Raw genomic sequence first — 24018 nt, forward strand, 5'->3', positions numbered from 1 at the left:
TTTTGATTGTAATTAGTTCCACCATTCGCCACTCGGGTCCTGGGTTTCTGTTCCGCCATTATTCCAGTCATTTTCAGTTACACCGGACCCACCTCCCGGCTGGACCGATCCTTGCGAGCCCGCAGCCACGCCTTGTTCCATCTCAATCTGCAATTGCTCGACTAAAGGTTTGATGTAAATCATCTTTTCAGTTCTTTTTTTCATGTTTTATATTATTTGGCATATAATTTAATCTTTGGTTATAAATATTGATATATTAGGTGTTGTCCTGTTTCAATTTCAATTTTATATAAGATCAATGTGTAACTTAAGTTTAGGTGATCTATGGCCAGTTTTATTTTAAATCACTATCTATTATAACAAATATTTGCATATAGAACCTTGATATAGTGAATGATATCACTTATCGATTATAAAGATAGGGTAGGATTAAAAGAAATATCAAAACCTTGGTATCACACATATATCACATAATTTTAAACAATTAATAATCAGGACTTTTAGTCTATAAACCTTATGCCATTTTGCTTACTTTATTCTCATTTGTAATAAAGTTTTTTTCTAGGCAAAGTTGCCAATTGTATACATAATGGGTTTTAAAGAGGTACATCAGATCAGAAGAGGTGTAAAAGAGCACTAATAACATAGTGTAATATGAAATATAAAATATCGCTTTGCTCAGCCTCTCCATCAGATATAAACGTACCAACGGATACAAATGATGGTCTACATACCTATTATAATGGCAAAGGTTATAGAAGTTTTTGTAGGCTTTTATATAACTTTTTACTGGCAGGTGAATTGGAGCCTGCACATTTTTTCACTGAAAAGCGTTACGGGGGTATATATTCTAAAATTTAATCCATGGCCTTCCTCAATACGTATTATAAATCTTAATAAAATATAAATCTGTGTTTTAGATTTCTGAACATAAGTGATATAAATGTGATGTTAATGTGAGGTCAACTTTTTCTAAATCTTTTCTCAAAATATGAATATTTGATACGGGGATAAAGACACCCATTCTGATAAGAAACTGTGGGAAATTGAATGGCTCACAATACTGTTGCGTGCTAGAACTTTGACTTTGGAATTCAGATGATTTAATATATGGTCTTATGCAAAAGGAGGTTCCAGGGAAATATATTGGAAAGGCCGATAGGGTTAAAATAAAAGTGGATCTCGTTTAATCGAGCGAGGATCAAATTGTTATTACGATAAAATTCTCAAAGGATAGTACAGGTCATCTGAAGAAAAGGATAGGACAGCTAGCTACTATGAAAAACACAATATCCAAAATGGATCCAAACATATACAACAACTTAATTGATTTAGCCAAAAAAAACAATGCGGAATTTTTGACCTTATTTAATGAACTTTATCCCAACTTTTTTAAGTCATTGTTGATAATAAATCCTAAAATGCGAAGTGGTGAGCTAGAGTTCTGTGCTATGGCTTTTCTCAATTTCTCAACAAAAAACATTGCTAAGTACACGTCTGTTACAATACGTGCTGTACAGGTTCGAAAAAACAGATTACGTAAAAAGTTGAATATCCCTTCTGATTTAGATTTTAATATTTGGATGCGCTCGCGCATACAATAGCAAAAAGAAGTATATAAAAAATCCACATCCTGAATGCTCCCTATCGCCGGAGTTGCTTCCAAAGCCCGAATAGCAGATGCTCTTTCTGCCTTACTGCTGATAACCGTTACTTGGTGTCCTTTCCCGACCAATAATTCCGTAAGCAGTTTTTCGATGTTTCCTAAGGAACCGGTTATTACTATATTCATATCTTGATTTTATACAAGCAAATTTCCGTCAACCAACTGGAAGAAAATTAACGGAATCAGGGCAATGATAAACTAAAACGTGGGTGACACGCTAAAACAGACACTCTTTATTATTAAATAAATGGCTGATTAATAACAGTAAAAAAAGTTCAACATTCGATTCTAAGGAACATTGAAGTTAATTTGGCATCGCTAATTATTGTTGCAATAATTCTACAGTACTGCGGTATCGGGGATGGTAGGAAGGTATACATTTAATATATCCGTAATTCTGGAGTTCCTTAAAGTATTTATGATATGTGGGAGTAGTATTAATATGCGACATTGCCATTAGCTTACTTCTGCTGACCCGGATAATCTTGCTCTCATTCTGTCGATAGGCTAGGCGAGCTATTGCAAGGAGTAAGCTAATATGCCATACATTAAGTCGAGGATCATTACAGATATTATCGAGGTATTCAATACCTTTTTTTGGTGGGTCAGTTTTCATCTTCAAATAATTTTTGTAAATCCGTTTTGTAGTAGTAGTAAGAATCCCAAATTTTTTTGTAGCGTATCTTTCCAGTAATTCTTAAATTTTACAAGGTTGCGGGAGAGATGTCCATCATTTTGCGAATAGCCTTACTTCGTAACCAATTAAATTCCTCCTTAGGTTGATTAATAGTGGCTTCCAATAATCATTCTATATCTGAAATTATTTTTATCCTGAAAATTTCCAGATCTTGTTTTGATAGAATTTTCATATTTAAAATTTTGTATGGTTCAAAATTCTAAAAGGCTAGTAGAAGGTTGGGAGGGTGTATTATTGGGAGCTTATCTTTTCCTAGAACTTCCGTTTCGTAAATTTAACAGGAGATAGTTCATTATTAGGATTATAAATTTTATTTGCTAAATAATAACGCTTATTTTTTACCTGTAACGGAATTTCCAGATGACATTTCCTGTTTTATTTTTTCTCGGTGTTGCATTCCCCATTTAGTCATGGCATCAACCACTTCTTGTAAAGTATAACTGTAGGGAAGCAATTCGTACGCTATCGTTATGGGGTAACCAATCTCAACTTTTTTCACAATGAAGCCGTTCATTTCCAGCTCCTTTAATTCACTGGATAGAACTCTAGCAGAAATTCCCGTCACCTGTCTTTGGATTTCCGTGAATCTTTTATTTCCTCGACCCATTGCGATGATAATCATTAGCTTCCATTTGCCCCCGATAGTATATAATGCATCTGACATAGCCATTAAAACTTTGTGACATTCTTCTGTGAATGCTTTGTTATCTATCTGATTTTCTTGTGATTCTGCCATAACTAAGGTATTTGATAGTCGCTAACCTTTAGGTAACAACTAATAAAATGTAAGCAAATATAATATAATTTTGTCGTGTTAAGCTTACAGAATTGAGTATTAAATTTTAATAAATAATAACATTATGACATTAGAAAATTTAGAGACAAAGCAAAAGTTAAGAGACCTGATCGACAGTTATGCCTACCTTAGTGATGAATGGAAGATCTCGGAGGTTATGGACCTGTTCACGCCTGATGTAACTTATAGGGTTTATATGAGCGGTGCTTTAATAGCAGATGTTTCGGGCAGGGAATCTATGGAACATGATTTTAATCTCCATGCGTCCCAGGTAAAGACCTACTTCACGTTGAATGGCCAGCATACCGTTGAAATACGCGGAGATAATGCTACCGGTATTTCCTTTGCTCAGATCAAGATGATCAGGGAGGTGGAAGGAAAAGATGTTTTAACTGATTATAGTGTAAAATATGATGATAAATATGTGCTTATTGATGGTAAATGGCTAATCAAGGATCGTATTGCTCACTTCCTGATCATTGAATCCAGAAATCTTTCCTGATCATTATTTTAAAATAGCAAGCCGTGAAATCGAAAGTTTCACGGCTTATGCTTGAGACTCTTTATGGGCCGTTTAATATATTGGTCAATATTTTTATTAGCATAGAGGCAATTTGATAAATAAATATGGGTAATACTGATCGGGCTAACATCTATGTTGAACGGGATAAGATATAGGTGAGCATATTTGGCACATTGATGTGCGTATTTTTAAAATGCCCCGGAGCTAGTTTAAATCCCAGTTTTTGAAGCAGTCTCACGGACGGTGGGTTTTCGCCTGAAGGGAATGCGATTATTGTTTCAGCGCCCATTACATCGAATGCATATTGGAGTATCCGGATAATTACCTCTCCCATAATCCCTTTACCCTGAAATTTTTCAAGCAATTCATATCCGATTTCTACAGTTCCTTTTTTTATATCAAAGTTCCAGAGACATGCTACTCCGATCAAAGCAGGGTTCTCCCGCTGAGACACTGCCCAAAATATACATTCATTTTTATTGATCATACCATCAATCTTATTAATATATGCAATGGCCTCTTCGATATTTACACAGGGTGTCCTTCCTGTCAGTGCAGCAACGTCAACGTCTGTACGTAGCTGATAGATTTCTTCAGCATCATTCAATGAAAGCCTGCGAAGAATCAATCTGCCGGTCTCTAATACCGGGAAACTTGAAAAGTTCGGTGGGTGCATCCGGTATAGGGATTCTATTTTTTCTTTAAAATTAAATTTTGGGTGATACAAACCGTTTGTGAGCGGTACAACTTCTGCAAATAAGTTTTGGATAGACACAACGTTTTTCCCTACTGCAGTTGAATCAATTTCCAAAATAGCGTTTACTTTTTCTTCCAGATTCATTGGAACCATTGCTGCATTTGAAAGCAATTTAACGGCATGTTTATCACTGATGGGGTAAATTGAATTCAAGGCAAATAAAGCCTCTAAGATGCTTTTTAGAGCACGTGTAAAACAACCTAACAGATTATACATATCCTTTTGCATAGCAAAGCTATGTGCATGAGCCAGTGTAAACTCGGCAGACCAAAGAGCTGTATTTATAACACTTACTTTTAACGCTTGGGGATAGGTAGTTGAGACTTGTTTTAAGCGATGTAAAATTTGCTTTGGATCAATTAGCGGAACGCAGGATACCGATTCTGCCAGATAGATCATCGTAGTAAATCCGTAGGGCGGCTGTTGTTCATAGTGGTTTTCCCATTTTCCTAATTGAGCATCAGCAACGGTGTTTTCTATCTGATTGATATTGCGGTAGAGAATATCTACTTTTCCTATTTCGGTATGTATCCAGGCTCCACCATTTACCCATGGTCCCCATTCGTAAAAACCGACTACTACAGGATCATCATTGACAGCATATTTTCGGGCAATTTCCTTTATCATTTCGATCGAAAAGGGCTCTTTTTCGTAATAATATACTCCTATGTCAATATCCGAGCTTGTATTAGCCCGACCAGTTGCATGTGAACCACCCAATGCAATAGCCTGTACGTTCTCTATTTTGTTTAAATCTTCCGTCAGACGAATAATAAACTGCTTTTTTGCATCTGTTAAACTTGATATGTCTTTTAAAATCATTTACAACCATTTTTAGATTTTACAATTCTTTAGCCCGAGTGTATTAAACCAGAGGGGTGAAGGAAACAGTTTCAATAGAAACTATCAGAACACCACATCAATCAAAGAGGTATATGAGACACCTGTTTTGTTGTGAAATTAAGGCATAGCTCAATACTCGAGATATGTAGGTGCAGTGCTAATGTAAGAAATTTAATAACGGAATAAAGTGCCACCTTCGGGTTTTATTCACGTTTGCCTTTTAAATAGGTGTTATTTTTTTCTATTTACCCTCGAGAAATCCAAGCCTTTAAGATCATATTTTTCTAACGTTTGTTTCACGGGATCAATAACAGCAATATACTTATTATAGGAGTAAATAGCCGGTAAAAATGGTCCTGTCCTTTCTATGCATATTTGATCTTTTCTTTGGAAATAAATCCATAGAAAAGAATATTTCTGTAATCTCCCCAAGAAGCTTTTCTATTCCTTATTAAATAAAAATTCATTATCAATAATGTTTTGGCCTGAACTTTTTCTTATCCTTTCTTAAAACCAATGCTGTTTATTTTATCATCCTCCAATGTTTTTTTGAGCTGTCCGGACACAACAATTTTATTGTTTTCCGCGGAACGGACGATATGGTACTGGTAACCGTATTCCTCCAAAGGCTCTTTTTTTAGAACCGTTTTGGAGAATTTATAAGAACCGTCAACAGGGTGTTTACTGTAAACAGATAGATCAAGGTCGTAACAATCAATTTTATTGAATACATTGAGCGCAAAATAGCTGGTATTTTTCTGTCCTTGATAGGTAAATGCTGTTTCAAACAGTTGCACATCGGTTTTACAATGCGCTTCAATAATTTTTTTAAAGCGTTCGCTGATTAAAATGCCTCCGCCCACGGTAGTCAGCACATCGAGCGTTATCAGGCTTTCATAAGCGACTTTACTGTTTTCTGCATCTTCATAAACGAGTTTTATCCCCTCTGCTTCACGGATAAAATTACCGACAGCTAGATGAGAGCCATTGATCTGGTTTTCTAAGCTGTATTTAAGCGGTAGATTTGGTTTACTCTTTACCTCTAAAAAATAATTCATAGTGCATTTGTTTTTTGTTTAGTCACAATTAGTTACAGCACTTTACCCACCTCTTCAAACTAATTTGGACAAATGCCATACCAATAAACGTGGTCGTTCTCCTCACCATCCATTCCATTTACATTAAGGGTAAACTCCTTGCTTCCGTTTTTTTGTTCCGTAAAGGTTACGTCCCCGACTAATACATAGTCATCCTTATCCAACCCGGCATTTGTGACTGGATTGCCATTAACTTTTATTTTAAGGCCTAGTTTTTTATCCATAATTGTCTTTATAAAATTTCCACTTCACCAATAGGATTGGGGCCTTCATATAACCACCATTTACGGCCTTTTGTCAAATATTGCTCTAGCTCTTTTACAAGGAGAAAGCGAACTGTTGCAATTCTTTCTTCACCAGGCATTACATTTTCACCCTCAAAATTTATATCACCTATATAGGTCTGATATAATTTACCTTCTGGCGTATATTCAAACACGTGATTGGGTCGATAACCTGAGATGATACCCGTTTTTCGGCCACCGTGTTCAGTAGGTGCTAGCTTTATTCTAGCCTTGACTATCAACAACCCGTCTTCGTCCCTAAGCTCTTTTATACTGGCAAGGGTGTATTTGTCATAAGCCATCACATCAAAAACCTTCGATACACCAGTATCTAACCAACGCTTGTAAATAAGTTTGCCATTCATGAACAGATAAAGTTCATTTTCTGAAAAATTTTTAAATATCATTGTACAGCTATTCGTTGTTTCTTAGAAAGGATATTACTGACTTATAACAAATATATTTATTTTGTCCAAAAATTTTATATCGTGTATTTCTGGGAACAGCTATAAGCAGGATAAATAATTTTTTTGATTTTTAAAGTGACATCTATTCAAAATGTTGTATTGCAAGGGTAAAACTGCATGTTAAAGAATGCATGCAAACCTTTAGCATGTATTTACATAGAGCCAATAGTAACTATTAAAAATTAGAGAATTTGGACCTGAATTAGTTTATGTTTTGAATGATACCATTATCAGCGTATTAATTAATGACATTTTCCAGTTGATGATAAAAATGTCACAATTGAAAGAAAATTTTAGATAATTTTTTTACTGGCATGCATTTCAGTAAATTTGATCTATAACATAAACTTTAAGTAAGAATGGAAAAGTATAATTACGGAGTCATTGGTCTGGGTGTAATGGGAAGAAATCTGCTTTACAATATTGCCGATAATGGTTTCTCTGTCGTAGGATTCGATTTAGATGAAGAAAAGGTAGTAGAACTTCGTAAAGGAGTAGCTTCAGGTACAAAGGTTGTTGGAACTGTTTCTCTAGAGGAATTTGTGTTGAGTTTAGACAGTCCGCGAAAAGTTATTTTGATGGTTCCTGCAGGCAAGCCGGTTGATGCTGTTCTTGAAAGTATAACACCACTTCTGAGTCCAAAAGATGTTGTCGTTGATGCGGGAAATTCTTATTTCAAAGATACTGAGAGACGTATAGCTGATTTAGCTTCTAAAAACCTTCATTTTATGGGAATGGGAGTTTCTGGAGGAGAGCAGGGCGCAAGAAGAGGACCGAGTATTATGCCGGGTGGAGATTTGGAAGTTTTCAATTTGGTGAAGCCTATGCTGGAAGTTATTTCAGCAAAAGTAAAGGGGGAGCCCTGCACCGCTTATATGGGGAAAGGAGCTGCAGGGAATTACGTTAAAATGGTTCACAACGGTATCGAATATGCCATCATGCAATTGATCAGTGAAGCATACGATTTACTGAGAAAAGGAGTTAATCTTAACAATGAACAATTGTATGACGTTTTCAAAAGATGGAATGAAGGCGAGATGAATTCTTTCCTTATCGAAATAACAAGAGATATTTTCCAGCAAAAAGATGATGTAACAGACGGTTATCTTGTCGACAAGATTTTAGATAAAGCAGGAGCAAAAGGAACCGGAAAATGGACCTCCCAGGAGGCTATGGAAGTTGGGGTGTCTATTCCAACAATCGATATTGCAGTAACATCAAGAATTTTATCCGCTTACAAAGATGAGCGCGTGAAAGCTTCTCAATTATATGCTAAAGAAGAAGTAAAAACTCCTGAAAATACAGAATTGTTCATCAAAGAGGTGGGGGAAGCTTTGTATTTATCTACTTTAATCAGTTATGCGCATGGTTTGGCATTATTGGTAAAAGCTTCTGAAGAATATCAGTTTGAAATTCCGTTAAAGGATGTTGTTAAAATCTGGAGAGGTGGATGTATCATCCGTTCGGTTTTATTAGAAAAATTTTATCTGGCTTATTCAAAAGACGAGAACTTATCTAATATTTTATTGGATCAGGAAATTTCAGAAATTGTAAAAGATAAAATTTCTTCATTAAGAAAAACAGCTGCTTTTGCTGTATCAAACGGAATTCCAAGCTTGGGAATTCAGTCGGCTCTAGGGTATTTCGAAGCTTACACCACAGCATCTTTACCTGTAAACCTGCTTCAGGCTCAGCGTGATTATTTTGGTGCACACACTTACCAAAGAACTGACAGAGCAGGAGTCTTTCATACGTCATGGCAAAACCCAAATAACGGAATCTAACAATGAGTGACAATACAATCCTGCATCCAACCACCATCGTTATTTTTGGTGCAACAGGGGATTTGGCAAAAAGGAAGCTTTTTCCTGCCTTCTACAATTTATATATCGATGGCAGAATGCCAAAAGGGTTTAATATTTTAGCTTTAGGAAGAGCCGAAAATACGGATGAAAAATTCAGAGCTTATATTAAAGAAAATCTGGAAAGTTTTTCCAGAAAGGCTGTAATCAAGGAAGATTGGGCTGGTTTTCAGGCTCACATCAGCTACTTTCAACACCAGCTTGATGAAGAAAGCTCTTATCGGAATTTATATCAGAAACTGGAAAATTTTGATAAAGTGTACGGAATGAGAGGAAACAGACTTTTCTATTTGTCGATTGCACCAAACTTTGTATCGGTCATTTCAAATCATCTTAAAAATACGTCAATAGCATCTGATCCTGCAACAGATCGAATTATTATCGAAAAACCTTTTGGTCACAATAAAGCATCTGCCATAGAGTTAAATAATCTTCTTTCACAAACTTTTCAAGAAGAACAGATTTATCGTATCGATCATTATTTAGGTAAAGAAACCGTTCAGAATATTTTGGCGTTCAGGTTCGGAAATTCAATTTTTGAACCTCTTTGGAATCACAGACATATTGAATCGGTGCAGATTACGGTTGCCGAAGAAGTAGGCGTGGAAACAAGGGCCGGTTTTTACGAGCAGACAGGAGCTTTGCGCGATATGATTCAGAACCATCTTTTGCAAATTCTTTGTATGGTTGCTATGGAACCTCCGGCTTCACTTGAATCGGGTGAGATCAGGGATCGTAAAGTTGATGTTTTAAAATCCATCCGTAGGATTTCTCCCGAAAAAGTAGATCATTATGCGGTAAGAGGACAGTACGGACGAGGCAAAGTAAATGGGCTAAAAGTAAATGGCTATCGCCAGGAAGAGGGAATTGCTCATGATTCCAATACGGAAACATTTGTCGCTATTAAGTTTTATCTGGATAATGAAAGATGGGAGGATGTTCCTTTTTATGTTCGTACCGGGAAGAAGATGAAAGAAAAGCATTCTTATATAACGATTCAGTTTAAGCCACTTCCAAATTCTACGTTTTCAGAAAGCACCTCGCTTCTGTCGGCTAACCGATTGGTTATTAATATCCAGCCACAAATGGACATCAGATTGCAGTTTATGTCTAAAAAACCGGGCTTGTCTTTAGAGCTTAAACCTGTGGAAATGATTTTCGATAATTTTGCCTGTCAGACCGATACTCCCGAAGCTTATGAAACTCTTTTATTGGAGGCACTTGTGGGAGACCTCACACTGTTTATGCGCTCTGATCAGGTAGAAGAAGCTTGGGATGTGATAAAAACGATTCAGGAAACCTGGGAAAAAACCAAAGACCCATCTTTCCCAAATTATGCTTCAGGAAACTGGGGCCCTGATGACAGTGATGCACTGGTAGAGAGGCAGGGACATCAGTGGGTTTAAAATCTAATTAAAAGAAAATGAATATTACGATATTTAATAGTCTGGATGATTTATATAAAAAAGCAGCAGATAAATTTGTTGAGCTTTCGACAAAAGCAATCCAGAAGCATGATAAATTTGTGGTCGCCTTGAGTGGAGGCTCTTCACCGAAAGCCATTTTTAGTTTATTAGCTACGCCCGAGTACGCTGATAAAATAATTTGGGACAAAATCCATTTTTTTTGGGTAGATGAAAGATGGGTTCCTCTTGAAGATGAGAAAAGTAATTTTAAGATGACTTTGGAAGTCCTTTTGAATAAGGTTCCAGTCAATAAAAATCAGATTTTTCCCATGTATAAAGAGGGAATTGAGCCTCAAAATTATGCTAAAGAATACGAAGCTCAGATCAGAAATGTTTTGGGAGCTGACGGTATTTTTGATTTCATCCTTTTAGGAATGGGAGATGATGGCCACACAGCTTCTCTGTTTCCAGGTGAAAAGATTTTACAAGAAAAAGAAAAATGGGTTGATGCCTACTATCTAAAGCCACAGGCAATGTTCAGAATTACTTTGACTGAACCTATTATCAATAAAGCTGAAAATATTCTGATTGTTACATTTGGTAAATCCAAGAAAAACGCTTTGAATGAAGTTCTTAATGGTGTATATAATCCTGAACTATATCCGCTACAGTTAATTGAAGACAAAGCAGGAGTCCAGATTTTTACCGATAAAGAAGCTGGAACTTAATGTCATTTAATATAGTGGACGTCTAGCCAAAAAGGCTCTCTTAACGATTGACAAGGGTGCTTAAGTACTCTTGTCAATACAGTTATTTTTGACGACAAAAACATAGCTTTATTGGCTAAGTAATCGTTTCAATAGCTGGAAATTTTCATCATCAAAACAAACTATTGTAATTAGTTTAATTGTCGTATCTGATTCAAGAAACTTATTTATTGAGTTCACCGATATTTGGGCAGCCAATTCCTTAGGGAACCTGTATATACCTGTGCTGATATTCGGAAAAGCAATTGTTGTACAGTTATTATCCACAGCCAGTCGAAGAGAGTTGAAGTAACAATTTGCTAGGAGGTTCTCTTCATTCTTTTGGCCGCCATTCCAAACAGGACCGACGGTGTGGATGACATATTTAGCGTGTAGATTGCCAGCCGTGGTGATCACTGCTTCACCCGTTTTGCAGCCCCCTTGTCTAGCTACTATCATTCGGCATTCTTCCAGAATAGCTGCTCCACCTGTTCGGTGAATGGCACCATCTACACCGCCGCCACCAAGCAAGGAGCTATTTGCTGCGTTTACGATTGCATCGGCTTCGATCTTAGTGATATCTCCTTTAATAACGTTTATTATTTTGTTCATTGAGTATGGAATAATATTAAGGCATTTGCATAGCCGATGGAAATAATATTTTAAATTTAGTGAATTTTATCCATTAAAGCTTTCCCTTGTCAGCTGAACACAAGCTATTGGTTTATTCTTTTACAAAGGTTAGTTAGAATAGGGTGTTTAAATTTTACGCCAACAATTCTATTTTTCCCTCCGGCATTACCATATCGAAAAACAATATGACCGTCTTTATCGGAGCGTTGTTTAATTGATATACAGAATAATATTTTTTTACTAAAAATATTAGTATAGGTGTCTTTTTTTATTTATATTTATGTTGTTAACCAATTTAAAAACAATATATTATGAGTGAATTGAAACAGTCGAAATATATCGATATCACGACAGATTATGGCTTTAAAAAAGTTTTCGGATCAGATACCAATAAAGATCTTCTCATCGCTTTCTTAAACGAACTCTTTAGAGGACGCAAGGTCATTGCTGATTTATATTATAACAAAAATGAGCATGTCGGAGATACAGAGGATATCGGTACCGTTATTTTTGATCTGACCTGTACGGCTGACAATGGCGAACGTTTTATTATTGAAGTGCAGCGCACGGCGCAGGATAATTTGAAAAGGCGCATGCTTTACTACAGTAGTAAATTGATAGCGGATCAGGCACCCAAAGGTAACCGAAGGGCTTGGAATTATGCAATTAGTGAAGTCTATATCATTGTATTGATGGATGGATTTACGATGCCTGATGCGGGCGATGAGAAGTATTTTTTACACGATATCTGTCTATGTTATCGGGATCAAGGTAAAATATTTTACGACGATCTTGGCTTTATATACCTTGAATTGGTTAACTTTGTTAAAGCTGAGGCAGAGTTAGTTAATGATTTGGATCGTTGGCTTTATATACTCAAAAACATGTCCTCGCTAAAGGGACTTTCAACATACCTGCGGAAGCCGATATTTGAAAAGTTATTTCAGTTAGCAGAGTATAGCAAACTAAAACCGGAGGAACGAGAGATGTACAATGTAAGTTTAAGGAATAAATGGGATGCGGAGAGCATCCGCAGTAGCCAGGAAGAGCAATTGAAACGAGCGCGCGAAAAAGCAATGGCCGAAGGAAAAGCGGAAGGAAAAGCTGAGGTAATAAAAAATCTTTTGTCTTTGGATAAGTTTTCGAATTCGGAGATTGCCGAACTATCGAACGTCACTGTAGAGTTTGTAAATGAGGTCCAGGCGGAGATAGCTAAGGGAAAATAAAGCATATAACGATATAAGGTTTTACGGCCGCTTGGATATGAGCCAAAAAGGCTCCCTTATTAACCGATAAGGGAGCCTTTTATTTGAAAGAAATAGCCTATCCTTTTTCCACTCTTGATTTTTCATAGACGAGAAGTTCATCTGCGCAGAGTTTACCGAATTTATCAGCCGCTAATGGGCTATCAGCAGTGATCAATTTTCTGTCAACGTGACAATCGCCGGCAATTTCTTTATTCAAAATTTCAACGCCAAGTTGTTTGAGTTTTTCGCCATAAATCCAAGGCATCTCGCCCGGTTGGTATCCACTTTCTGGTAAAGTCTTATCCATTTCATCGGGAAACGAATTGATCTTATACCCCTTAAAGGGAAACTCAGTGTCTCCACAATTTGCTGCGCTTAAGAGCGCTGCCGGGCCATGGCAGATTGCCAATAGATATTTATCTTCAGCTACTGCCCATTTGATAAGTTCTTTTACATCCTTATTTTCAGGTAGTCCGAGCATTGCACCATGCCCGCCTGGGATAAAAACGGCCACGTAGTCAACATATCCTTTATTCGTGTCAGCTATAAAATCCCTCACATAACCCACATTTCAAATTTTACAGGATCACCGGTGAGGGTGTAGAAGTCGACCTCAAATCCCGCCTGTTCCAAATGAAGAATGGAAAGAGTGTTTCGACCGGATGATTACCCGTCGAAAATCTCTTTCCATTTTTCATGGTCATATAGCGCTCTTCTGTACAAAGCACAAGAATCTTCTTTCGGGTGTCCTTGTTGACATCACTGTACTTTTTTTTGCTGTAATTTGTCTTGGTCGTAACCATCGCCTTCCTTGAAAAAAAAGAAGGTTCGTAGCCAATGCCGTCAAATACAGGTTCTTTGCTCAAATCGTTTGGAAATAATGACATAGTAATATTTTTAGTATTTGTGATTCGTGCTATTGATTAGCTTCGAATGTCAAACTTTCCACATTTTATAAATCTTTAAGAGATAACAATATCAAAGCTCATGCTGTTTCAGATAAAAAATGTTTGTGGAAAGCAGCAATTTTAATTCTTCTTTTGCTATAACTATTCTATCGTCCATTTTACGAATGACGACATGACTTCTTTCCAATGAGGCTTGTTATGGTCAACTTTACCATTGTTTATCTCAAAGAAATTGTGCTCCATATTTAGGTATCTATTAAAGGTAAGATTTTTCTTATGTTCTTGAATAAAATATAGAGGAACTAGGTCGCAAAGATCGCTAGCAATGTCGCCAGTTGCATAGGCCAAATATATAGGCTTATTAAAATCCAGCAATTCTTTCAATTGTGGCCTGGAAAAAGAATACCATGAAATTAGATTAGCGTTTGTGTCTCTGACACTTATATCATTTGCGTCTCGAAAATAGTGATATTCATTTTCTATTTTCTTATCGGCGGTCTCCCATGAAATAACCCCTAATTCTGCATCTTTTCTGTATTTCCTGATATTTTGGTCAATTCTTCCGAATGGATTAGCACTGAATAATCCCAGTTTGGTAACTTTTTTATATTTGGAGGCAATGCCGACTGCTACTTTGCTCCCTTGTGAATGTCCAGCTACCACCAATTTAGAATTATCGACCCATTTTTGTTTGGAAAGAAATTTAAGCACAGTAATTGCTCGATCTACATAATTCTCCAAAAAGTCCTCTTTTTGAAATTCAATACTAGGAACGTTTTGATTATCGGAATCTCCGTAATAGAAATATGATTTATTAACTTTCGTTTCGTCTACGATTAATGGAGTTTTAGGCATCGCGATCACTACCAAATGATAATACTTTTTTATTTCCTGATAATCGAAATTTGAGATACCTCCTCCAATCATCCATAACCCGTCTTTTTTGAAATCGATATATAATGGTACTGGAAGAGAGCCTTGACACCACAGAAAAATTGGCTTTTTGCAATTTACGTCATTATCAACGACAATAAAATTGATAGAATCCCTATCTCCTTTGATCTTAAAACTTGTAGATTCCTTATTTATGATATGATGATTTTGGGCTAGCCCATAATTTAACATCAACATAAATAGCATAAAACACAAATTTACCTTCATTTTTTCGAGTTTTAATTTTTTTATTCCAAATTTAAGTTTATCTATGATCAGAATGACATTAGTTCAGGTTTCGGAATCCTCTCATTTTTCAATTTGTCCACATATTCTATTATTTCTTTGGAATCCATAGGTTCTAAGCCTAAATCATCGTTAAGTAATTTAACCAAAGTATTTTGAACATGTGAAATGAACTTTATCATATCTTTACAGAATACTGATTCGTTATCAAATCCGTTTTTACTACTGTATCTATTTACAAGATAACCGCCTGAACAAACCGATTCTAACGGACATTTTGAACAAATATAAGGTAAAGAAAAGTGATTGTTTATATAAAGATTACCCAATGGATTATCTTTTATTTCCGCCAATTCGTTAAATAAAATATTTAGGTTTGTAATAGTTATTCCGTTTTTACAAGAGCGTAGTCCATCATTAGTTTGAATATCTCCATTAGATTCGACCACTATGGTATCTCCATAATTTTTTCCGAAAGGATCGAATCCAACTCCCATTCCCAAAATCACCTGGATCATTGCATGAAAAAATCTAATATTGGGTTTCGTTTCTTTGTCGTGGAACCATAAGTCAAACATCTCGCAAAGCCACTCGCCTAATTTTCCACGTATATCATATTCTTTGATTGAATCATAAGTCTCATCCGGAAGTAAAAGATCCATGAATTGAACTTGAGTTTGCTTAATATGATCGTACGATTTTTCGGGGGAATAGGCTACATCTATCACTGATAATATACCAGAACTTCCTGTAATACGGCTGACAATCTTAAGGCCCGATAGAATTTCATCATACGAAGATCTATGATTATGATATACGCGATTGTTATCATTAGATTCCTTCGTAGAATCCATACTGACGCCAATTTTTATACCCAGATCAGTCAAAATCGTAACATTTTCTTCAGTAAGAAGTGTTCCGTTTGTTTGCATGGAAAATTCTATCCTCTTTTCAGGATTGTGTGCGAAAATTCTCTTATATTCATTTATAAAGAACTCATAATATTGTAGCCCATACAACATTGGCTCCCCTCCATGAAAAACGATTACAAAAGTATTCAAATCATTTGAAATCATATGACTTAAAACTCTTTCTAGCAATTTGGTAGCTAACTTTTTAGACAGGAATTTAGGTTGTTTTTGATAAGACAAATCCCCTTTGTTGTAAATATAACAATAGGAGCAATTAAGATTACATCTGCTTGCTGTCTTTAGGACAATAGATTTTATTATCATTTTTTAACGGTATGGGAATATCAATTGGAGTTTCAAAGTTGGTCGAAATTTAGTTCGACCAACTGAGTAATTTACGATAAAAAAACTTTCTAATTTATCGAGGACGGCTTACGTAGACTGTATCCGCATAGTTACTATAACCAATAGGACCTGATCCATCTGCATCGTAAGGGGCTGCTCCAAATTCGCCCCCTAAGATAGTTGCCAATTCTTCTTTGGTCAGTTTTTCCAAAGCATTTTTCACCTTTTCTTTCTCAGAACCTAGGTTTAAAAAGAAATTCTTTTTCATATATAAAAATTTAAATTTGTTGTACAATATTATAGCATTTGTGTGTTAAATGCAAAGAATTTGATGTAAATAAAAATTATTTGTTTGAAAATATAAATGAAGTCAAATTTAAATAGTTGAGAGCCAGCAAGTATTTAAATTTTATTGAAATTTAAACTGTCTAAATTATTTATAATGGTTAGATTTGATATGTTAAAGTTAATGAAAAGAAAAAAATAATATGATTAAGAGTGCAATTGATTTTGAAATTAATTGCTAAAATTATAATACTAGATTAAAATTGAGGTAATGAGACATCATACTTATGTGATAAATTTAAATAATAGAACAGACAGGTTAAATCACATTATCAATGAATTTTCCAGATTTCAAGAATTTGATCTTAAAATATTTCCAGCTATTAAAGAGGAAAATGGAGCTTTGGGCCTTTTTAAATCCTTTAAAACAATAGTCAATGAGGCTCAGAATCTTGGGCTGGAGTATGTTATAATTTGTGAGGATGATCATCTGTTTACAGCTGATTTCGATATCAATTTACTTAATAGGTATATTGAGATTGGTATTCAAGCTAAGATAGATCTACTTTTAGGGGGACCAAGTAATATTCATGATCTTATTTTTGTAAATGACGATCTTTTGTGGATTAACGGTTTTACTGGTTTACAATTTACAATTGTTTTTCGAAGCTTTTATCATGTGCTCAAAGATTATATAATGCCATCCAATACAGCGTTTGATTTAGAACTTGGGAAATTGAGTAATAATATCTTTTGTTTCTATCCTCCATTTTCAGAGCAAATATATTTTGGATACTCAGACGTAACAGAGAAAAATAATCAAATAAACGTAAAAGAGTATTTCGAACAGAGTAGAAAAAAGATGGACTATTTTTACTTGTTATCTAATTATTACAGCAATCTTCAAACTTAATGTTATTATGAAATTATATCTTTTTTTGAAACATATAGATAAGATTGATTCAATTGAACCGATAGAGGGTGTTGACATGGAAGCTATAAAACTACCATCTAATATTACATCTAGCGAGCTTCCCTGGGATATATTTATAAATTTAGTGGAGAAGTCCTATAAATTGAAACATAAAGAAGTACTTTTTTGTACCGATTTAACTGTCTTTAATCCAGCTCTTATTAGGAATGTTGAATCAGGAATTGAATTAGCTAAGAACCTAAACGCAAATTTGATTTTGTTTAATGCTAAATACGTTAATAAGATGCTGCCAGTGAGTCCATATTATTTTTGGGTTGATTGTTATGCAAAGTCGCAGATTTTTCTTTTAAACGAATCGTTTTTACCCAAAATTTTAGCGAATAAAAATGAAGGCGGGAATTCAGTAGATCATATCTTATCAAAAATAACAAGCAATAAAATATTGTATAACCCTATGTTAGCGCCAACTACAGATCATGAATTTTCAATGCTATCAAAAAGAATGCGTTTTATTTCTTCAAAGTTTACTGAACTTAAAGCCAATCAACATTTCTATAATGAAATAACAATTAAATAAGTGAAATATAGTTTTAAGCATGAATAGGAAGGTATTATTAACAGCTTACCTAAACGACAATATCGATATTGAGTTTCTATTAAATTTAAATAGATTTCTGACGAAGGAAAATTATGATATCGATATTAGCACAAAAGGGAGGAAATTAAACTTTAATTTTCAGAAACCAAAGTCTTCAGCGGAGGAATATGATTTCATCCTTGTGATAAATAAACCTTCGTTTAGATTTACAACGACAGGTAAGGAGGTTGTTGTTTATTTTGTAAACTGTGAAAAAATTTTCAATCAATTACATGTGATTGATAAAAATTATGATATAAGATTTGATTACGCGGGTAATAATATAATAAGAGTTCAAAGTAATTCTATACAATCTCTGAATATTTTTTATCCAAAGCAGCAGTATGATAAAAATTCAGATTATGAGTTTGATATCATATTTATTATTAACCATTTGGAAACGTTATATAGTATTTTATGGTTTATTAATTCAAATTATGAAAAAAATATAGCTATATACTGCGATGACAATATCGATCTGTTTAATCCGCACGTAACAATAATAAAACAGGAAGAATTCGACAAGGCCCTGAAAAATTCTAAAGTTGTTATAGGAGAGGGGATTTTGTTGGCAAAAGCCCTACTTCTTGAAAAGCCTGTGTTAGTTGTTGGAAATCAAGGTTTTGGCGGGGTAGTGGACAGCTCTAACATATCAGCTTTTATGGAATCGAAATTTTCCGGACGAATTGGTGGTGCTCATTTTGAGACAATTCCAAGGAATTTGTTAAATTATGAATTTTCACTATTGAATAGAGCTAAAGAAGATTCAGTTGCTATAAGGAAATTTGTAGAAAATAAAATTAGACATGATGAGCGAACACTTATAAGGAAGATGGAATTTTTATTTAAATCGAAAACAACACCTTTAGTGAATTGCCTGTTTATTTCCAATCCACAATTTGGCTTTATCCCTCTACCAAAACAGGATAAATTCGTCGTATTTGATAAAACTACAAATCAATTTCTTTATACAATTTCATTGTTAGAGCATAAGATACTCGAAGCTTTGCAAAGTAGGGGAAATTTCGATAATCTGCTTGAGAAATTTGATGATATCGATACGCGTGATCTCGAAGGATGCCTACGGAAGTTACTGTCTCAAAGACTTATAAACTACGTTGAGATTTCCTAAGTTGATAATTTTAAAAAATATGAAGGCATTTAGTTATACAGATGAAGAGATTAAAAACCCTTCATCATTTGTGCATAATTTTGATCTTTCAATTGTTATGCCTTTTTTTAAAAAAGCCACTGATTTTAAAATCACGTTTCCCCTAAATTATCCTTATGTTAAAAGAAACGGGATCGAAGTTGTTATTGTGATGGACGAATCGAGTGAGGAGAACGAGGTTCTTGAATTTATAAAAACATATCCAGAAATTAACTGGAGATTAGTTGTCAACAGGAATGAGCATGGATGGCGAAACCCTTCTAAGGCGATAAACGTAGGTATTCGGTTTTCTACGAAAAAATATATTCTTGTCTGTTCTCCAGAATCGGAGTTCAAAAATGACGTGCTATACACCATGCGTAAAACATTGCATTTCTATCCTGATCACTTCACTACCGGTTATGTAGATTTCCAGGATTTTGATGGAGCTTCCGTGTACTCCAGTCCGCTTCCATATGGAAGTATTATGGTGGAAAAGAAGCACTTGGTCGCCATTAAAGGCTATGATGAGTCGATTCATAAATGGGGTGGCGATGATGATAATATCCGTGCTAGATTGGAAATGGTAGGAGTTAAAAGGTTGTCCTTGAGCAATGCTTTATTAGTCCATCGTGAATCACAGGAGGATCTCGCAAAAAGAAAAGATAAGCACAGAACCACAAATAGGCCGCCTGAAATTATAAAATCAATTTTATATCCTAGCAATAGCATTTCGAATTGTGACAATTGGGGAAAAGATTTTGATGAGATTTCATACGATTGGAAGAACAAGCCTAATGACCGTCGTTTTCTGTTAGAATATCTAAATATTTTCCAGAAATACGTTCTATGTGTGAAGGATCTCAGCAAGACATATGGTAATATTTTATTGGTGCAGTGTTATAATGAAAAAGATAGAGTACAAAGATTTTTAATTGAAAATGCGAAATTTTGTGACGGAATAGTCGTATTAGATGACGGTAGCGAAGATGGCTCTTTTGAAATAATAAATCATGAAAAAATTTTATTGAAAGTACAAAAACATAGGGACGGATTTAATGATCTGGAAAATAGGAATATCTTGCTGAAACTAGCGTCATTTTTTAATACTCAATGGATTACTTTTCTAGATTTTGATGAAATCATAGATAAGCGATATAATGATATGCGTTTTATTAACGATGAATCTATTGATGTAGTTGCGCTGCAATTGGTACATCTTTGGGATAAGGAGGGGCATTTTAATGGAGATTATCCATTTTCAAAAAAGGGGATACAAATTCACTTCCGTATGTTCAGAAATATTGGATATTCTCAAATTTTAACAGATAAACACGCTTTGCATTTTACACTTACACCATATGTTAATCGTGTATTATACGCTAATGTATTAGTTTTACATTATGGACATATTAATAGAATAAATCGAGAAAAGAAATTTAAGTTTTATAGTGGGGTGGATAAAAAAAATGATCAAATTGACTATCTCCATTTATTGGATAATAATCCTTTTTTAAAGCGTGTTAGCGATATTGTTGTAGGTGATTTTGTTACCAAAAGTTAGCTTTGTGATGAATTCCTTTCAGATTAACCGCCAAGCTTATTGAGGGGGCTTGCCCCTTAGCCAGTTAGGTATTTTACTACATAACAAAAGCACAGGTTAACAAATGTGGTATTCTAAAAAATACAGCATTTGTTATTTAAAATCATATTATCAAAAATGGGTAGTGTTTCCACTTTTCGGTATCTCCCCGATACCGCGTACATACAGCTTGTTTTTCTCAGAAAGCCTTCTTAGCAGCTATACTTTTGCTGTACACATAAAAACAAAAGAATATGGCAAATCAATTTTTAGTTAAAGAAACAATGGCAGCTATGCAAGGTTTATCTGCTGCTGAAATTACAGCTTTACAAAACGGAACTTATGAGGGAGTACAACTATTGGGCTATTACGAAAAAGGGGATACCCCGGCGCCGATTATTTATTATCTCGCTCCAACGACTCCAGATCCCGGGCCAGATGATGGGGGAAGTGTGATCACAGTGAGTGGAGTTAAACTGGTTCACGAATTTTGTGATCGGGTGGATGTCAGCTATTTTGGTGCGATTGGTGGTGTCGCCGATTGTCTCGAAAGAATCAATCGCGCCATAGCATACGCGGAAAGTAGCAATGTAAACATTGTAGAAGTCAGTCAAAATGTTCTTTTGAGTCTGCCCGTTAGCTACGATGCTTTTGGTATAATTATGAAGTCACATGTTTATCTGGAACTGAATGCTACGATTGCTATTCGCGCTAACGATTACGAGCGATACGCAATTATTCTATTCTCAAACGTTACCGATAGTGGTGTTTTTGGTAGAGGTCGGATCGTGGGCGATATCGAGACGCACACTGGGACGTTGGGAGAATGGGGGAACGGTATCAATATTTCCGATGGCTGTAAGGACATCAGCGTTCAAGACATTACCATTGAGCAATGCTGGGGAGATGGCATATGGGTAGGTGGTGCTAGAACTGCAACCAATGCTAGTAGTAATATATCCGTCAATCATATTATAGTAGACAAAAATGGACGTCAGGGTATCACCGTAACTAAAGGAAGTAATATCAGTATTTCAAAGTCTACGATCAGTAATACAGGTACAATTAAGGGTAAATTGCCAATGGATGGAATTGATATCGAACCGAATGAAAATAATCGCGTGTCCAATGTAAATATTTATGACAATACTTTTCTGAATAATGTTGGCCATGATTTCGAAACCAATTGCATGCAACCAAATACCGAGATCAAGAATGTGAATTTTTATAATAACACGATCCTGTCTAACTCGGAAAAAGCTTCAATAGTAAGTGCTTTGATTAAGGTCAATGCTGAAAGGTTTAAAGAGGATATGGTGGTGAAAAATATCAATATTAAAAATAATCACCTATCTTTTGAAACTAAAGAAACCCATAAAATAACAACATTTATCTATTGCTACGGATCAGCAAAGCTTATTGATATAAGCAGCAATACATTTGCTACTAGCCTCGACATCACTTCAATTAAACTCGACACAGTCTTCGATGTTGTCATTGCTTCTAATTTCTCCTGGCGATCATTCCATTTTGTACTATGTCAGACCGAAGTTCAGGGACTGACCGTCCATGCAAATACTGTTGACACATTGATGCATGCAATGGTATCTGCGGGCAATAGTTCCAGAATTAAGGTTTATTCCAACACGATTAATAAGCAGATAGGTACCTCGGTCATGGCCTATAATTATAGCAATTGCAGCGATTTGTTCATCTACAATAATAGCAGTTCAAACCTAAGTATGGGCTTTTTCTCCAATAGTGGGATGTTGTCCAATTGCATTGTGAAGGGCAATGTCATTAATAATTTCAACAGCTCTGGTCGGGCAAATGGTCCCTGTATTTATGTCACAGGAGTTGCTGCCAGCACAAATATTGTAATAGAAGATAATACAATATTACAATCAGCAAATGCTTTATCTGTAGGTATTAGAGCCTCCCTGTCGCTGTCCGAAACCTATATTAAAAATAATATTCTGATTGGACAGTTTGCGCAGAGGATATCCAATGAAACGGGGGCTTCTGTGAAAGTATTGGATCAAAATATTACTTTGGAAGCAAATAATTCTGAAATCGGGTTAGTGAAGAAGTCTGTAGGTGTGGCAGGTTCGGCAAGTCCTTTGCCAGGTACAGTGGCAGATTCGGTAGCGAATACGTTGCCTGAAGTAGTTGCTAATTTGAACACCCTGATTGATAAATACAATGATCTACGTAATTTGACCAGTGAGATCCGAGGATCGTTGAATGCAAAATTGATTGCCGATAGAGCGAGTGGCCAACAAGCTTAATCTATCTTTCGATACACCAAAAAGCTTCCCTCTAATCGGCAGAGGGAAGCTTTTTTATTTAGAGCATCTGCATAGGATTTAAAAGAATGAAATAGACTTTTCGGTATCTCTCCCATACCGCTTACATACCGCTTGTTTTCCTCAGATACCCATCGCAGCAGCCATACTTTTATTATACACATAAAAACAAAATAATATGGCAAATCAATTTTTAATTAAAGAAACAATGGCAGCTATGCAAGGCTTATCAGCTGCTGAAATCACAGCATTGCAGAATGGAACTTATGAGGGAGTTCAGTTATTGGGCTACTATGAAAAAGGGGATGCTCCAGTACTGCTTATCTAGTATTACGTTAACGCACAACTTGGCTCGAATCTTGCGTGAATAGCCAATAGAATTGGGACAAATGCCCATGCAGGATTAAGAACTGGGAGCTTAACAGTGAATAAGTCTTAGATGCAAAAAGAACAAATAATAGAGCAATTAAAAGAGTTTTATCCGGCAGGTGTTTCCTTGGATGATATAGAGACTTATGTTGGGTCGGAAGCTTTTAATAATCGGAAACTATGTATCGAATCAGCATGGTCAGACCGTAGGCAATGGGAGCAGTTGAAAGATTCCCTATCCGATCTTTCTGCTGAAATTTGGAGACTGTAACATGAACTGTGTCAGAGGAATAATTCAATAAGATTATTTATATTCAATTATTCAAACGACACGGTCATGAAAGAAAAAGACCCATTCGACTTTGAACGCTTCAAGGCAGAAGCCATG

At 35.5% G+C, this 24018-nt stretch carries 26 protein-coding genes; 12 read left to right on the plus strand and 14 right to left on the minus strand.

What is annotated here, in order from left to right; translation table 11 throughout:
- Positions 1–12: 12 nt before the first annotated feature.
- The 4 genes from LC454_RS13275 to LC454_RS13290 all read right to left on the minus strand — a co-directional run bounded on the left by LC454_RS13275 (position 13) and on the right by LC454_RS13290 (position 3099).
- Complete coding sequence (locus tag LC454_RS13275) at positions 13–204, minus strand: hypothetical protein (protein ID WP_223582971.1); 192 nt, start codon at positions 202–204, stop codon at positions 13–15.
- 1174 nt (positions 205–1378) lie between these two features.
- Positions 1379–1792, minus strand: a complete 414-nt coding sequence (locus LC454_RS13280) for a hypothetical protein (protein WP_223582972.1) — start codon at positions 1790–1792, stop codon at positions 1379–1381.
- 196 nt (positions 1793–1988) lie between these two features.
- The gene (locus LC454_RS13285; protein WP_223582973.1) at positions 1989–2282 is read right to left on the minus strand and encodes a hypothetical protein; all 294 of its coding nucleotides are present in this window, start codon (positions 2280–2282) and stop codon (positions 1989–1991) included.
- Positions 2283–2694: 412 nt separating this feature from the next.
- Positions 2695–3099: a winged helix-turn-helix transcriptional regulator gene (locus tag LC454_RS13290; RefSeq protein WP_223582974.1), complete on the minus strand. Its 405-nt coding sequence runs from the start codon at positions 3097–3099 to the stop codon at positions 2695–2697.
- A gap of 124 nt (positions 3100–3223) precedes the next feature.
- On the opposite strand from LC454_RS13290, the gene LC454_RS13295 reads away from it, so the two are divergent.
- The gene (locus LC454_RS13295; protein WP_223582975.1) at positions 3224–3661 is read left to right on the plus strand and encodes a nuclear transport factor 2 family protein; all 438 of its coding nucleotides are present in this window, start codon (positions 3224–3226) and stop codon (positions 3659–3661) included.
- 151 nt (positions 3662–3812) lie between these two features.
- Here LC454_RS13295 and LC454_RS13300 read toward each other — a convergent pair whose 3' ends face one another.
- From LC454_RS13300 to LC454_RS13315, 4 genes are all read right to left on the minus strand, one after another.
- Positions 3813–5261: a GNAT family N-acetyltransferase gene (locus LC454_RS13300; protein WP_223582976.1), complete on the minus strand. Its 1449-nt coding sequence runs from the start codon at positions 5259–5261 to the stop codon at positions 3813–3815.
- Positions 5262–5779: 518 nt separating this feature from the next.
- Entirely contained in the window at positions 5780–6340 is a 561-nt protein-coding gene (locus tag LC454_RS13305) for an imm11 family protein (protein WP_223582977.1), read from the minus strand.
- A gap of 59 nt (positions 6341–6399) precedes the next feature.
- On the minus strand, positions 6400–6603 hold the full coding sequence (locus LC454_RS13310; RefSeq protein WP_223582978.1) for a hypothetical protein: 204 nt from the start codon (positions 6601–6603) through the stop codon (positions 6400–6402).
- 8 nt (positions 6604–6611) lie between these two features.
- On the minus strand, positions 6612–7070 hold the full coding sequence (locus LC454_RS13315; protein ID WP_223582979.1) for a hypothetical protein: 459 nt from the start codon (positions 7068–7070) through the stop codon (positions 6612–6614).
- A gap of 419 nt (positions 7071–7489) precedes the next feature.
- Here LC454_RS13315 and gndA point away from each other — a divergent pair, with 419 nt between their 5' ends.
- The 3 genes from gndA to pgl are packed head-to-tail and all read left to right on the plus strand — an operon-like array spanning position 7490 to position 11126.
- Positions 7490–8914 carry an NADP-dependent phosphogluconate dehydrogenase gene (gndA, locus tag LC454_RS13320; RefSeq protein ID WP_223582980.1) on the plus strand — a complete coding sequence of 475 codons (1425 nt, stop codon included), beginning with the start codon at positions 7490–7492 and terminating at the stop codon, positions 8912–8914.
- A 2-nt stretch (positions 8915–8916) separates the two neighbouring features.
- Positions 8917–10398, plus strand: coding sequence for a glucose-6-phosphate dehydrogenase (gene zwf / locus LC454_RS13325; protein WP_223582981.1), 1482 nt, complete (start codon positions 8917–8919; stop codon positions 10396–10398).
- Positions 10399–10415: 17 nt separating this feature from the next.
- The gene (gene pgl, locus LC454_RS13330; RefSeq protein WP_223582982.1) at positions 10416–11126 is read left to right on the plus strand and encodes a 6-phosphogluconolactonase; all 711 of its coding nucleotides are present in this window, start codon (positions 10416–10418) and stop codon (positions 11124–11126) included.
- 108 nt (positions 11127–11234) lie between these two features.
- On the opposite strand, the gene LC454_RS13335 is transcribed toward pgl, so the two are convergent.
- On the minus strand, positions 11235–11756 hold the full coding sequence (locus LC454_RS13335; protein ID WP_223582983.1) for an O-acetyl-ADP-ribose deacetylase: 522 nt from the start codon (positions 11754–11756) through the stop codon (positions 11235–11237).
- Between the two features lie 332 nt (positions 11757–12088).
- Between LC454_RS13335 and LC454_RS13340 the strand changes: the two genes are divergently transcribed.
- A complete protein-coding gene (locus LC454_RS13340) occupies positions 12089–13003 on the plus strand; it encodes an Rpn family recombination-promoting nuclease/putative transposase (protein ID WP_223582984.1) in 915 nt (304 codons plus the stop codon).
- A gap of 97 nt (positions 13004–13100) precedes the next feature.
- On the opposite strand, the gene LC454_RS13345 is transcribed toward LC454_RS13340, so the two are convergent.
- From LC454_RS13345 to LC454_RS13365, 5 genes are all read right to left on the minus strand, one after another.
- Complete coding sequence (locus LC454_RS13345) at positions 13101–13583, minus strand: DJ-1/PfpI family protein (RefSeq protein ID WP_223582985.1); 483 nt, start codon at positions 13581–13583, stop codon at positions 13101–13103.
- 19 nt (positions 13584–13602) lie between these two features.
- Positions 13603–13911 carry a hypothetical protein gene (locus LC454_RS13350; RefSeq protein ID WP_223582986.1) on the minus strand — a complete coding sequence of 103 codons (309 nt, stop codon included), beginning with the start codon at positions 13909–13911 and terminating at the stop codon, positions 13603–13605.
- 162 nt (positions 13912–14073) lie between these two features.
- Complete coding sequence (locus LC454_RS13355) at positions 14074–15093, minus strand: hypothetical protein (RefSeq protein ID WP_223582987.1); 1020 nt, start codon at positions 15091–15093, stop codon at positions 14074–14076.
- Between the two features lie 47 nt (positions 15094–15140).
- Complete coding sequence (locus LC454_RS13360; RefSeq protein ID WP_223582988.1) at positions 15141–16346, minus strand: radical SAM protein; 1206 nt, start codon at positions 16344–16346, stop codon at positions 15141–15143.
- 94 nt (positions 16347–16440) lie between these two features.
- Positions 16441–16635, minus strand: a complete 195-nt coding sequence (locus LC454_RS13365; protein WP_223582989.1) for a hypothetical protein — start codon at positions 16633–16635, stop codon at positions 16441–16443.
- A 288-nt stretch (positions 16636–16923) separates the two neighbouring features.
- Between LC454_RS13365 and LC454_RS13370 the strand changes: the two genes are divergently transcribed.
- From LC454_RS13370 to LC454_RS13400, 7 genes are all read left to right on the plus strand, one after another.
- Entirely contained in the window at positions 16924–17565 is a 642-nt protein-coding gene (locus tag LC454_RS13370; protein WP_223582990.1) for a hypothetical protein, read from the plus strand.
- A 7-nt stretch (positions 17566–17572) separates the two neighbouring features.
- Positions 17573–18163, plus strand: a complete 591-nt coding sequence (locus LC454_RS13375; RefSeq protein WP_223582991.1) for a hypothetical protein — start codon at positions 17573–17575, stop codon at positions 18161–18163.
- Positions 18164–18182: 19 nt separating this feature from the next.
- Positions 18183–19355, plus strand: coding sequence for a hypothetical protein (locus LC454_RS13380; RefSeq protein ID WP_223582992.1), 1173 nt, complete (start codon positions 18183–18185; stop codon positions 19353–19355).
- A 19-nt stretch (positions 19356–19374) separates the two neighbouring features.
- Entirely contained in the window at positions 19375–20937 is a 1563-nt protein-coding gene (locus LC454_RS13385; protein ID WP_223582993.1) for a glycosyltransferase family A protein, read from the plus strand.
- A gap of 272 nt (positions 20938–21209) precedes the next feature.
- Positions 21210–23243 (plus strand): right-handed parallel beta-helix repeat-containing protein, encoded by a 2034-nt coding sequence (locus tag LC454_RS13390; protein ID WP_223582994.1) that lies wholly within the window; start codon positions 21210–21212, stop codon positions 23241–23243.
- A 196-nt stretch (positions 23244–23439) separates the two neighbouring features.
- Positions 23440–23589, plus strand: coding sequence for a hypothetical protein (locus tag LC454_RS13395; protein ID WP_223582995.1), 150 nt, complete (start codon positions 23440–23442; stop codon positions 23587–23589).
- Positions 23590–23700: 111 nt separating this feature from the next.
- Entirely contained in the window at positions 23701–23901 is a 201-nt protein-coding gene (locus LC454_RS13400) for a hypothetical protein (protein ID WP_223582996.1), read from the plus strand.
- The last annotated feature ends 117 nt before the right edge of the window (positions 23902–24018 follow it).

It is taken from the genome of Sphingobacterium sp. GVS05A, from assembly GCF_019969845.1.
Lineage (GTDB): Bacteria > Bacteroidota > Bacteroidia > Sphingobacteriales > Sphingobacteriaceae > Sphingobacterium.